This window comes from Mariniphaga anaerophila, from assembly GCF_900129025.1.
GTDB lineage: Bacteria > Bacteroidota > Bacteroidia > Bacteroidales > Prolixibacteraceae > Mariniphaga > Mariniphaga anaerophila.
The window spans coordinates 403,439-416,290 of sequence record NZ_FQUM01000004.1 but is presented as its reverse complement, the minus strand read 5'-3'; the positions used below and the strand labels follow the sequence as shown (position 1 = coordinate 416,290).

The following is a 12,852-nucleotide window of genomic DNA, read 5'->3' as shown; positions in this document are numbered from 1 at the left end:
TAATAATATGAAACCGACATTACTCATACTTGCAGCAGGAATGGGCAGCCGCTTTGGAGGCCTGAAACAGGTAGAACCGGTAGGTCCGAATGGAGAAGCAATTATCGACTATTCTATATACGATGCCATCAGGGCAGGATTTGGAAAGGTTGTTTTTGTAATTAGAGAAAGTTTTGCCGATGCATTCAAGGCAAAATTTGATCCGATTCTGAAAGGAAAAATAGAAGTTGAATACGTTTACCAGGAACTTGACAATTTACCTGAAGGATTCACACTTCCGGAAGGCAGAGAAAAACCGTGGGGGACAGCACACGCCGTTCTGGTTACAAAAGACGCAATAAAAGAACCGTTTTGCGCGCTGAATGCCGACGATTTTTACGGATACAATGCCTACAAAGTAATGGCCGACTTTTTAACCCGGTCTGAAAATCAGACCGAATATTCCATGGTTGGGTACAAACTTGCAAATACACTTTCTGAGTTTGGCTCAGTGTCTCGTGGAATTTGCGATGTAGACGAAAACGATTCGCTCCGCAAAATTGTAGAAACCGTTAAAATTCTGAAAAAAGACGGAAAAGTTATTTCAGTTGAATCAGACGGAAGCGAAACAGAGCTTACCGGAAACGAAAGTGCATCAATGAATATCTGGGGTTTTCAACCTTCCATCTTTCCGGTTCTCGAAGCAGAATTCGTTACTTTCCTGAAAAATCACATCAACGAACCCAAATCGGAAGTGTACATTCCATCGGTAGTGTTCGACATGATTCAGGCAAAAAAAGCATCTGTAAAAGTACTGAAAGCCGATTCTCCATGGTTTGGCGTTACCTATAAAGAAGACAAACCATACGTTGTAGAAAAAATTAATAAACTGATTGAAGAGGGCGTTTACCCGGAAAAACTTTATTAAAATATCCATGGATACCAATCTAAAAAATATTGCCAACCAGTTTAAAATTGAAGGTAAAGTAGAAGAGGTGGTTCCTCTTGGCGAAGGTTTTATTAACGACACGTTCATAATTAAAACTGACGGAAATCCTTCAAAATATATACTCCAGAGAAAAAACAAAAAGGTATTCTCCCCTATTCCGGCAATGATGGACAACATACAAAAAGTATGCAGCCACATTAAAGCCAAAGTTGAAAAAGCAGGTGGAGACCCGATGCGGGAAGCAATGACTGTTATTCCTGCAACCGACGGAAAACTTTACTTTCTGGATAAAGACGAAGAATACTGGGCAGTGTGCCTTTTTATTGAAGACACCATTGCTTACGAAGCAGCAGAAACTCCGGAACTTGCTTATGCCGGAGGAAAAGGAATCGGCAAATTTCAATCGCTGGTTTCAGACTTGAAAGAACCGCTGACTGATATTCTTCCGGGATTCCACAACATTCGCATCCGCTACGAACAGTGGGATGCCGTGCTGAAAAATGACCCGGTTGGAAGAAAAGAGAAAGTTCAGGAAGAAATTAGCTGGATTGAAGCCCGCAGAGAAGAGATGATGGCATTTTGGAAGTTGGTTGAAGAAGGTACCATTCCGACTCGGGTAAGCCACAACGACACAAAGATCAACAACATTCTTTTCGACAAAAAAGGAGATGTGCTTTGTGTTATTGATCTTGACACTGTTTTAAACAGCACTGTACTGAACGATTTCGGCGATGCTATCCGATATTACACCAATACCGGCAAAGAAGATGACACCAATCTGGACAACGTTTCAATGGATATGGAAATCTTTACTGCATTTGCCAAAGGTTACCTGGAAGAAGCGGCTTCGTTCTTAACAGAAAAAGAATTGGAATACCTGGCTTTTTCGGCAAAATACATTACCTACGAACAGGTACTCCGCTTTTTAATGGATTACATTGACGGCGATAATTACTACAAAATTAAGTCAGAAGATCATAATCTGGTGCGCACAAGGGCACAGTACAAGCTTTTAACAAGCATCGAAGGCCAATACGATGCCATGAAAAAAGCAATCAAAGAAATAATTTCATAGTGTAAAGTAAATAACTAAAGGTGGACGGTTTCGGCCTCCACCTTTTGTTCCATAAACACCTCGGCCTTTTCATTAAAATTATCTGCAGATTCGGTCGTCTGAAATCTCACACTTCCTCCTGTTGATAGCCGACTTTTCATTTCAGGATGACGCTCCAGATAATCGATTAATTTTTCAGCAACAATTTGTCCCTGCTCCAAAATCTGAATATGTCTGGGAACAAATTTCCTGATTTGATTTATTAAAAGCGGATAATGGGTACATCCCAGAATCAAGGTATCCAGCTCATCATCTTTCTGCAGAATATTCTGAATGTGTTTGTGCACAAAAAATGCGGCGCCTTCCGAGTCGATTTCGTTATTTTCCACCAGCGGCACCCACATCGGGCAGGCTTCCTGAACGGTAGATTTCATTTTCCCTTCGGACCACTTTTCCAACTCAATGGGATAAGAACCGGAAATTACTGTTCCAGGAGTTCCCAAAACCCCAATGTGTCCATTCTTTGTAATTTCAGAAACCTTTTCCACACTCGGTCGAATTACACCAAGCACCCGTCGGTCCGGGGCTATTTTGGGTAAGTCCAACTGTTGAATATTTCGCAACGCTTTTGCGGATGCTGTGTTGCAGGCAATTATTACAAGTCGGCAATGCTGGTTAAACAAATATTTTACTGCTTCGAGAGTGTATTCGTAGACCACCCTAAAAGACCTTGTTCCATAAGGAGTTCGCGCGTTGTCGCCGAGGTACAGAAAATCGTATTGAGGGAGTTTTTTTATAAGCTGCTTCAAAACGGTCAGTCCGCCGTACCCCGAGTCAAAAACGCCAATTGGAGAATCACACATAAATAACAAATTTCAACATTATCGTTCCACTACCATGTTGTAGGCCATGTCGTAGAACTTTCCAAGGTTCGACCAGTCGAAATGCAGGGATGCCTCTTCGCTACGGTACCTGAGTGCAATTCTTTCGCGCCGCGTCATCCGAACAAACCGATGCATAACATTTGCAAGCTCATCTGCAGTCTGGTTAAAATCCCTGTTTTTCCGGTCGATAATATACATCCCTTTCTTTTCATTATCCAGAATATTTCGCGAAACATAATCGCCAAAACCGGCAAGATTACTGGTAATTGAAGGCAACCCGCTTGCCAGGCATTCCAACGGAGTATAGCCCCAGGGTTCGTATAGGCTGGGGAAAATTCCTAGATGGCAACCACGCACAAACTGGGTGTAGTCCATTCTGAACAATGGATTAGACGTAGAAATAAAATCAGGATGGTAAACCACTTTCACTTTATCGTGCCTGTTGTTTATCAGGTTTGCCGTGCGCAGGAAGTTCAAAATTTCATCTTTTGCATCGTCAACCAGGGTATGAGTTACTATTTTTGGCAGTTGATTGGTTCTCCAGCTCTGTACATTTCTTCGGAGTTTCAGCCGAAGGTAATCATCAACCATATCGCTGAGGTTCGGGAAAACATATTGCCCGTTATCTGAAGTAATTTTTGTGTACATTCTGCGGCCAACCTGCTCTTTTATCTCTTCGCAAACCCGATGAACATCTTCAATCATTGCTTTAGAATGCAAAACATCCGGGTTAAAAGTATAGTAGGGCCTTTTCGTAATAAAAAATGCAACCACAGTCATTTCCGATTGTTCCTGCTGCATGCGATAATTCAACCGTGCCAACGCTTCCAAAGTCAGGTCGTAACCTTTATTGTGATACTCGTAACGCCCCGAAGTAAAAAAGTAAACGGTATTATCCAAATCAAAAGAGTAGCTTTGAAAAAAATGCCCCATCACAAAATCATGAATCTTCTCTTTGTATTCCAAATGTTGATTTTGCACCTGGTGCAACACCTCAAAACGTTGAATATTTAGGCCATTGGGGAGAATCAAATCAGGTGTTCGCCCCAAAAGGTGCGTACATTCTCGCCCTGTTAATTCGCTAACCGTGGTAAATACATGCGCACCGTGAGCCGATGCCCGTTCTATCTCCACAATTGGCTTCACATTAAAATTAGTGGCTTCCTGTTCCCAATTGTAGAAAGGCAAATGATCATAAAAATTATTATCGTTCATGGCCAAATACCGCCCAAGCAAAGTTGCGTGTGTTGTAAAAACAATTTTTATATCCAGATTTTCTTTTCGCAACCCGGGAATCGGCAATCCTGCCATCCACTCATGAAAATGGGCAATTACTCTGTTGGTGCAAAAACCCGACGAACACAAATAACGAAAAAACTCTTTTACCTGAAAACCAAACGCCGCCACTTTATCCAGCAGCTCGTCTTGTCCGGGAAGAGAAATATGGTAATCCTGCCAGATAAAATGCTTTATCTCGCCCAGCTTGTCGTAAACCGAATACGGATTAAAAAGAACGACATTGGGGCGGCCGGAAACAATCCATTGCCCGTAATACACATCGAAACCACGTTCCTGCATTTTTAAAACTGCTTTTCCAACCGGGGTTGAATAGTCTGTTGCAGGATCGAAATGCGCCGCAGCCTGGTCTGCAAAATAAGGGCCAATCAGAAAATAATTATCTGCCCCCCACTTTTTAATTACAGACGGGACTTTGGAACGAATAACCGTATAAATTCCACCAACCTGGTTACAAACTTCCCAGGCGATTTCAAACAACATAGAGTTGGAAGGAATCTGAACTTCTTCTTCAACTTCTTCAGGAATTAGTGTATTCATAAGCTTAATTTGGATAATAATTCATTCCACTAAATATAGCTTGATTTGCGCATCAATCCAATAAAAGAGGTTTAAAAGCATAAAAAAAGCCACCTGCCAAATGACGGGTGACTTTCTGAATATCTTCATTGAGATTACTTGTTATTGAATACCAAGTTTCTTCTTCACCATAGGAAGAATGTCAATACTCTGGTTCGATTTGTATAAAACCACTTTTGAACCCATATCAAAAACATAAAGCAATCCCTGCTCTTTTGCTACTTCTTCAATTGCCTGCTCTGCTTTATCAAATACAGGAGTTAGCAATTCTGCCTGTTTCTGCTGCAACTGTTGCTGAGCAGTCATTTGATAGTTCTGAATACGCTGTTGAAGTTCCTGCAATTCTGTAATTTTTGCATTCCTTTTTACTTCTGATGCTTCGGTCCCTAACTGTTCCAGTTCGGTAAGTTTCTGCTGATAATTTTGCTGCATTTCCCCAAGCACTTCTTCCAAATCGGACTGAAACTTATTAAATTCGGTTTCGGCAGTGGCTCTTTCTGGCATTACCTGTACCAAAGCCTGCAAATCTATATGTCCGAACTTCTGATTTTGCGCACCGGCCGAAATAGTTGCAGCGGTGAACAAAAACAACATAAACAGTGTCATTAAATTTCTCATAATCAACGTAGTATTAAATTTTTGGTCACAAATATAATTATATTTTATTTATATCCGAGTTTTTGCAAAACCTGATCACTCAAATCATACCTCGGATTGGTAAAAAACAGTGTTGTACCGTCTGCTTTGTCAAAAATAACGGCGTAACTGCCTTCGTTTGCAATTTCCTGAACAGCCGTAAAAATATCGTCCTGAATGGGTTTTACCAGTCCTTGTCGCTTCTGGAATAAATCGCCGTCGGGGCCAAAATATTTACGTTGCAACTGCTTGTAATCTTTCTCTTTTGAAATAATTACGTCTTCGCGTTTGCGTTTCATGTCTTCCGAAAGCAATACACTTTCGGCCTGAAAATCCTGATACATCTGTTCTATTTCAGCATGCATTGATTCCAGTTCTTTCTGGTATTGGGAAGAGAGCTGATTTAACTGCTCTTGTGCCGCTCTGAATGAAGGAATATTTTCCAGAATGTATCCGGAATCGATAAAACCAAATTTCTGGGCAAAAGTGATTCCGCTAAAAAGCGTCAGGATTGTCAGCGTTAATATTAACTTTTTCATGGCTAAATATTTTTCGTTAAAACTAATCATTGCAATATCATATTTTGTGCCAAATATGATCCTATCAGAATTGCTGTCCGATAACAAAATGGAACTGGCTTCCGTTGGCATCTGAAGACCAGGGAACATCGTCGAATCCATATCCCCAATCAATTCCCATCAACCCAAACATTGGCAGGAAGATGCGAACGCCAACCCCTGCAGAACGATACAGTTTAAACGGGTTGTATTCCTGGAAACTCATGTCGGCATTACCGGCCTCAAGGAAAGTAAGCGCGTAAATGGTTGCACTGGGTTTCAACGTTACCGGGTAACGCAATTCCATGGTAAATTTATTGTACATTTTTGAACCGCTTCGTTCGCGACTCAAGCTGTAATCTTTATACCCGCGCAGCGCAACATAATCTGTTCCGTAAAAATTGTACCCAGACATGCCGGACCCCCCCACCATAAAACCTTCGAAAGGAGAAAGCACATGAGAATTGTAATATCCCAAAAATCCCATTTCAACGGCAGTACGCAACACCAAATTGGTATTTTTTGTTAGCGGACTAAACACCTGTCCTTTAAACAACCATTTATGATATTCGATCCATTTATATCTTTCTTTGTTGGTCATGTCCGAAGTAGGACTGTAATCTTTTCCGGAAAGCAGCGAGAACGGCGGAGTAGCTTTCAACGACAGAGAAAACTGCGAGCCTCTTCTGGAATACAGCGGATTATCTATTGAGTTCCGGCCAAAAACTGTTTTAAAACTCAGGTTATTGAATTTCCCGTTTACCTGTCCGGTTTCATCATCGGCAAGGAAGTAGAAAGTGCTTCCCATATTTTGCAACCGATAGTGTTCCAAAGACAGCTCGTGGTAAACAGTAAAATAGTCATCAGGAAACGATAGCCTGTACCCATATCCCATTGCCAGAGCAGTAGTTTCCCAAATCTGATCGTTCTCTGAATTTTCATCTTCCGAACCATAATTATATGAGTACTGCGGATAGGCTCCGTAATAACTTCCGTACGGATTGTAGCCACCACCATAATAGCCACCACCATAATAGCTACTGCCATAACCGCTACCGTAATATGGATAACCACCGTAGCCACTACCATAACCGCCGTAATACGGGTTATAACTCTGGTAGTATTTGTTTGCACTGTAATTTACCCGCGAGTGGGAAAGTGACAACGAGAATGAGTTCGGTTTTTTACCACCCAGCCAGGGTTCGATAAACGACAAACTCATTGTACGATAGTATGATCCACTTCGTTGGTAACGCAAACTCAGCGTTTGTCCGTCGCCAGTCGGCAATGGCTTCCATGCTTCTTTGTTTAAAATATTTCGTACTGAAAAGTTGGCAAACTTCAGCCCAACAGAACCGACAAACATGCCGGCCCCCCAACCGCCTGAAAGCTCAACCTGGTCGTTGGCTTTTTCCTGCAGCTGGTATTCAACGTCAACAGTACCATCTTCGGGCTTGGGTCGCACATCAGGATTAATGGCTTCAGGATCGAAGTGTCCCAACTGCGCCAATTCCCTGACCGAACGGATAATTGCTTCTTTACTGAACAAATCTCCGGGATAAGTTCTGATTTCCCTCCGTGCCACATGTTCGTGTGTTTTGGTGTTCCCTGAAATAAGTACTTTATCGATAGTAGCCTGCTTGCCTTCCCTGATTCGCATTTCGTAATTGATGGTGTCGTTATTTACATTCACCTCAATGGGTTGCAAATCGAAAAACAGGTACCCTTTATTCAGGTATAGGTTATTTAAACCTTCATCGTTGTCGAATAAACGTTTTTCCAAAATTGACTGGTTGAAAATATCTCCTCGTTCAATTCCAAGATATCCGCTCAGATAATCCGACGGATAAACGGTGTTTCCAACCCACCGAATATCGCCGAAATAGTATTTGTCGCCTTCGTCGACCCAAAGTTCAACATTAACCCTTGGTTTGTTCTTTTTACCAACTTCCACCTGATAAACAGTATCATTTTCGATAATGGCATCGCGATACCCTTTTTCGTTGTATTTACTTACCAGGTTTACTTTGTCTTTATCGTATTCTTCTTCGAGATATTTTTTTGTACGGAAAAAGTTTCTGAGCTTTCTCGCGTTTGTTTTTTTCATTGAGCGTTCGAGCACCACATCAGGAATTGCTTCATTTCCGTGAATGAGCACATCATTCACTTTTACTTTTTCCTTCTTGTCAACATAAATATCGAGAATAATGCTGTTATTTTGAGCGGTATCATCGCGCTGAACAATATTTACTTCGGTATTTAAAAATCCTTTGGCAAGAAAAATATTTTTAATGGTTCGTTCAGCATTGTTTACCTGGTTATCTGTCACCTGGCTTCCTTTCAGCAACAGTACCTTTTCGGTAATGTCATCTTTTTCTGATTTTGAAACGCCAAAAAAGTTAACATCAGCAAGGCGCGGGCGTTCCTGCAGGTAAATATCGAGCCAGATATCGTCATCGACAACTTTTGATGCAGTTATTTTTACGTCGGAAAAAAGCCCTTGCTGCCACAGTTTTTTTATGGCGTTGGTAACGGCTTCGCCCGGAACTTCAATGGTTTGCCCTACGGTTAACCCCGACAATTGAATAAGCACTGTTTTGTCCAGGTATTTAATTCCGGAAATCTGAATATCGGCAATGGTATATTTACCCGGACTGGCATAATATACTGAGAAACTGGAGTCGTCTGTAATTTGTCCAACCGCTGCCGGAGCAGCAACAACAATAAAAAACAACAGGGATATAATTAGCTTTCGCATTCTGATCATAATAAATTAACTAAATAACTGTTCACTGATTTTACCAAATCTTCTCTCTCTGTTTTGAAAATCATAAACCGCTTCAAATAAATCTTCCTTTCTAAAATCGGGCCACAATTTATTTGTGAAATACAATTCTGAATAAGCAATTTGCCAAAGCAAAAAGTTGCTGATTCTGTACTCTCCACTTGTTCTTATCAACAATTCGGGATCCGGAAGATGCGCCGTTGACAGGTAACTTTCGAACAGTTTATCATCAATATCTTTTGTATGGATTTTTTCATTTATGGCATCATTTGCAATATTTTTAACTGCGTTAATTATTTCCCATTTCGAACTATAACTAAGAGCCAGCACTAAAGTCAACCCGGTATTGTTCTCCAACAGTTTTATACAATCGTTCAGCGTATCGGCAACATTTTCGGGCAGTTTTCCCAAATCGCCGATAGCTGCAAGCTTCACATTGTTTTTCATCAACTCTCCGGTTTCGTTTTCGATGGCTTGCACCAGAAGGCCCATTAAAGCATCGACCTCGTTTTGCGGACGATCCCAGTTCTCCGTTGAAAATGCATATAATGTAAGGTATTCAACACCGATTTCTCCAGCACCTTCAACGGTAGAACGCACGGCATCAACTCCATGCTCGTGTCCGAAAATTCGTTCATTCCCGTGTTTGGCAGCCCATCTGCCATTTCCATCCATAATTATGGCAATATGCCGGGGAATTTTGTTGATATTTAGTTTTTCTTTAAACGATTTCATTACCAGTGTTTTCTGTCGTAAGCAGGACAAGCCTTTGGATCCAGGTTGATTTTAAAGGTTAAAAACATCCCCAAATAGCCGGGCCAGTCATTATTATGCGAAAAATCTGTATATTTAATTGTTTCAGCAACTCCTGCACTATTTATAGTTTCAAACGATAAGGGATCATCCAAATTATCAAACTTATCGTTGAGCAATTTCCTCATTTGGTACTCCACTCCAATTCCCAATCTTTCTCCAATCGATGCCTTTATTCCAAACCCGAATGGGATTGATGCAGCAATAACCGATTCTTCCACACCTTCTTTTAACGGGTAATCCGGATTAATTGTCGCAGCGATTGCCGGTTCAAATTTGTACGGAAAATACATCACTCCGAGCCCAGCCAAAATATAAGGTGTAAAAGGCGTTTTCCTCTCACTCAGAATATATTTCAGGTAATTGATCTCCACCATAACAGAAACGTCCTGGGCGTTCTTTTTAAACTCAAAAGGAATATCCTCTACAAATCCGTCAGCCGCAAAACTCCCGGCTAAAAACTGTGCTCTGGCTGCAACCCGTGCATTAAAGTTGTACCTAAAAAAAGCTCCAATATTTAAATTGAACGTTTGTATAGGGGGCACTTGCTTAATATCTCCCAAATAAGAAGATGAGCCTCCCCAAATACCTATATCTGCTGATTTTTGGGCAAAACCTGAAACAGTAAAAATAACTGCTATAAACACCAATACAAATTTTCTCATTTGGTATCTAACTCGTTTATTCGACAATAGCTTCAGGCAAGTTACCAATTCGTTAATCCTAAAAACAATGATTGACAGAAATTTATACAACATTCAGAATTTATCTTTTTTTACTTCTGAACTTATTAAACATTATTATTCCTTTTTACAACCACATGGTTTTCAACGAACTACCCTTGTTTGCCTCTGTATTGTTCAGCTTTCAAGAGGTACAAAAGTAATATAATTCTAAATATAACATACCTGAACGCTATTATAAAACCCAAAGAAAGATTAAAAATTGTTAAGCTCTGTCGATTATTTAATTTCGTTTATCGACACCCCACATTAACTTGTTTCTCAGAGTGTTAAAAAAGTCTAAATCAGGCAACTTTAGTGTTTTTAAAGTAACATTTGCCTTGCGAATTTTGAGCGAAGTGGAGAACTCTACGGCCACCGAACGGTAGTCGAGCGAAGTCAAAAAGTAAGAGCCTCTGCCCTCAACCCTCAGTTCAATTTCATAGTTATCCGGCACAACTACCGGCCTGATGGTAAGGTTATGGGGCGCCAGCGGGGTAATTACAAAGTTTTCTGAATCAGGCGTAAGAATAGGGCCACCAACGCTTAGCGAATAAGCAGTTGATCCTGTTGGCGTTGCAATAATCAGCCCGTCGGCCCAGTAGTTATTCAGCAGTTGGTTGTCGCACCACGCCGAAATATGAATCATAGAGGAAGAATCGGTTTTGAGTACCGCCAGCTCATTCAACGCAAAATTGAAGTCGGTTGTTTCGCCTCCGCAAAACTCCACTTCCAGCATCGATCGTTCTATTACAGAATAGCGGTTATTAAAAATGCCATTCAACGCATCTTTTACCTGCTCTTGCGAAATGTCGGCCAAAAAGCCAAGTCGTCCGCTGTTTACTCCAACTACAGGAATTTCAAAATTTCGAATATTTACAACCGAATGCAGGAATGTACCATCTCCGCCAACGCTAAAAATAAAGCTGTTTCCCTTATCAAAGTCTTCGGGCGTATTAAAAAATGATGTACAGTATGCATTTATACTCAGGTTTTCAGCCAGAAAATCGTAAAACGGTTTAAAAAGCTGAACTTCGATTTTATTGGTTTCCAGGTACGAAAAAAAATCTTCCAGAACAGGAATAAAATTTTCTGAAACAGAGGTTCCAAAAACAGCAACTTTCACAGTAAAAAATTTAAATGTTCATAAATTTCATGAATTGATCGTACCTGTCCTGGTACAAATCATTCAGCATGGAATGGTCAAGGTAAACGCCTTTTACATTGTAGTCGTAGCGCATAAACGACTGAATAACGGGAGAAAGATCCTCCTTATCCAGCTTCAAAACCAGCTCCAGGGTATTTGTACCGGGCAGCCGATTCATAAAAAAGCTGAGAATTTTTGTGTCATTACTTTCAACAATCTGACTGATTTGAGATAAAGAATAGTCTATTTCATTGACCACCAACACCACAACGCCACCCAGCTCCTGTAACGAAAAGTACCTTGCAAAACGCCGGGCTAAATCATAAAGCGTAATCGATCCCAAATACTCGTGCATAGAATCCAGCACAGCAACTACGCTCAACTTCAGCTTATACATAAGTATGGCCACTTCAAAAATATGCTGATTCTCATGAACATGCGTTGTATCGAATTTTTCCATCTCTTTTCCAATTGGCTCGTTCACCAGGTTCAAATCGTAAATAAACTTATCCGATACGATTCCGTGGTAACGTCCTTCGTCAACCACAGGCAGATGCGACACCCTGAAAACATCCATCAGGCTCAGCACCTTTTGTCCTTTATCTGCACTGTTTACTGCAGGAACTACATCTGATATCAAACTATTTGCCAGCAATTCTTTAATTTTGTTTTATCAGTTTCGAACTGAAAATTGTAACTTGCGCCATCAAAAATACAACAATGACTAGATTAAGTGTAAATATAAATAAAATAGCAACATTGCGGAATTCCCGTGGTGGAAATGTCCCAAGTGTGAAGGACGCCGCCATAAATTGCCAGAAATTTGGTGCACAGGGAATTACAGTACACCCACGCCCAGACGAACGACACATCACGCGCAGAGATGTTTATGAAATTAAGCCCGTTATTACAACTGAATTTAACATTGAAGGATACCCCAGCGAAGATTTCTTAAAAATGGTAATTGAAGTGCAGGCCGACCAGGTTACTCTGGTTCCCGACAAGCACAACCAATTGACCAGCGACCACGGCTGGGATACCTGGGGAAACATTGACTTTCTGAAAGAAGTTATTTCGCGCTTGCAGGAACATGGCATTCGAACATCCATTTTTGTTGACCCAGACAGCGAAGCCATTGAAGGCGCCGCAGAAACAGGCACGCAACGTATAGAATTATACACAGAACCGTATGCTCGGCTTTACCCGCTGGGACGCGATAAAGCCATCGAACCTTTTGCAGAGGCGGCAGTATTTGCAAACAAAGTTGGGCTGGAAATAAATGCCGGACACGATTTGAATTTGGAAAACCTCAACTATTTTTATAAGAACATTCCCAATCTGAAAGAAGTTTCCATTGGCCATGCGCTTATTGCCGACTCCCTTTACCTGGGACTCGAAAAAACAATTCAGGAATACCTCAACTGCCTGAGATAAGCTAAAACCATTTCTGA

The 12,852-nt window shown here is 41.0% G+C and carries 12 protein-coding genes; 3 read left to right on the top strand and 9 right to left on the bottom strand.

The window, feature by feature from the left end; all coding sequences use genetic code 11:
• Positions 1–7: 7 nt before the first annotated feature.
• Together BUB08_RS10300 and BUB08_RS10295 are read left to right on the top strand one after the other, a co-directional pair.
• On the top strand, positions 8–907 hold the full coding sequence (locus tag BUB08_RS10300; RefSeq protein ID WP_073001409.1) for a nucleotidyltransferase family protein: 900 nt from the start codon (positions 8–10) through the stop codon (positions 905–907).
• 7 nt (positions 908–914) lie between these two features.
• Positions 915–2,003 (top strand): phosphotransferase enzyme family protein, encoded by a 1,089-nt coding sequence (locus BUB08_RS10295; protein ID WP_073001407.1) that lies wholly within the window; start codon positions 915–917, stop codon positions 2,001–2,003.
• A gap of 14 nt (positions 2,004–2,017) precedes the next feature.
• Here BUB08_RS10295 and murI read toward each other — a convergent pair whose 3' ends face one another.
• The 9 genes from murI to BUB08_RS10250 all read right to left on the bottom strand — a co-directional run bounded on the left by murI (position 2,018) and on the right by BUB08_RS10250 (position 12,056).
• Positions 2,018–2,845, bottom strand: coding sequence for a glutamate racemase (gene murI, locus BUB08_RS10290; protein ID WP_073001405.1), 828 nt, complete (start codon positions 2,843–2,845; stop codon positions 2,018–2,020).
• An 18-nt stretch (positions 2,846–2,863) separates the two neighbouring features.
• The gene (locus tag BUB08_RS10285; protein ID WP_073001403.1) at positions 2,864–4,702 is read right to left on the bottom strand and encodes a glycosyltransferase; all 1,839 of its coding nucleotides are present in this window, start codon (positions 4,700–4,702) and stop codon (positions 2,864–2,866) included.
• A gap of 141 nt (positions 4,703–4,843) precedes the next feature.
• A complete protein-coding gene (locus tag BUB08_RS10280; protein ID WP_073001401.1) occupies positions 4,844–5,359 on the bottom strand; it encodes an OmpH/Skp family outer membrane protein in 516 nt (171 codons plus the stop codon).
• A gap of 44 nt (positions 5,360–5,403) precedes the next feature.
• Positions 5,404–5,916, bottom strand: a complete 513-nt coding sequence (locus BUB08_RS10275; protein ID WP_073001703.1) for an OmpH/Skp family outer membrane protein — start codon at positions 5,914–5,916, stop codon at positions 5,404–5,406.
• A gap of 64 nt (positions 5,917–5,980) precedes the next feature.
• Positions 5,981–8,692, bottom strand: a complete 2,712-nt coding sequence (bamA, locus tag BUB08_RS10270) for an outer membrane protein assembly factor BamA (protein WP_083570715.1) — start codon at positions 8,690–8,692, stop codon at positions 5,981–5,983.
• Between the two features lie 15 nt (positions 8,693–8,707).
• Positions 8,708–9,454, bottom strand: coding sequence for an isoprenyl transferase (locus tag BUB08_RS10265; RefSeq protein WP_073001397.1), 747 nt, complete (start codon positions 9,452–9,454; stop codon positions 8,708–8,710).
• Positions 9,454–10,197, bottom strand: a complete 744-nt coding sequence (porG, locus tag BUB08_RS10260; RefSeq protein ID WP_073001395.1) for a type IX secretion system protein PorG — start codon at positions 10,195–10,197, stop codon at positions 9,454–9,456. Before porG ends, BUB08_RS10265 begins: the two co-directional genes overlap by 1 nt.
• A gap of 301 nt (positions 10,198–10,498) precedes the next feature.
• Positions 10,499–11,380, bottom strand: a complete 882-nt coding sequence (locus BUB08_RS10255) for an NAD kinase (RefSeq protein ID WP_073001393.1) — start codon at positions 11,378–11,380, stop codon at positions 10,499–10,501.
• 10 nt (positions 11,381–11,390) lie between these two features.
• Positions 11,391–12,056 carry a CBS domain-containing protein gene (locus BUB08_RS10250; protein ID WP_073001391.1) on the bottom strand — a complete coding sequence of 222 codons (666 nt, stop codon included), beginning with the start codon at positions 12,054–12,056 and terminating at the stop codon, positions 11,391–11,393.
• Between the two features lie 65 nt (positions 12,057–12,121).
• Between BUB08_RS10250 and BUB08_RS10245 the strand changes: the two genes are divergently transcribed.
• Positions 12,122–12,835 (top strand): pyridoxine 5'-phosphate synthase, encoded by a 714-nt coding sequence (locus BUB08_RS10245; protein WP_073001389.1) that lies wholly within the window; start codon positions 12,122–12,124, stop codon positions 12,833–12,835.
• Positions 12,836–12,852: the final 17 nt, after the last annotated feature.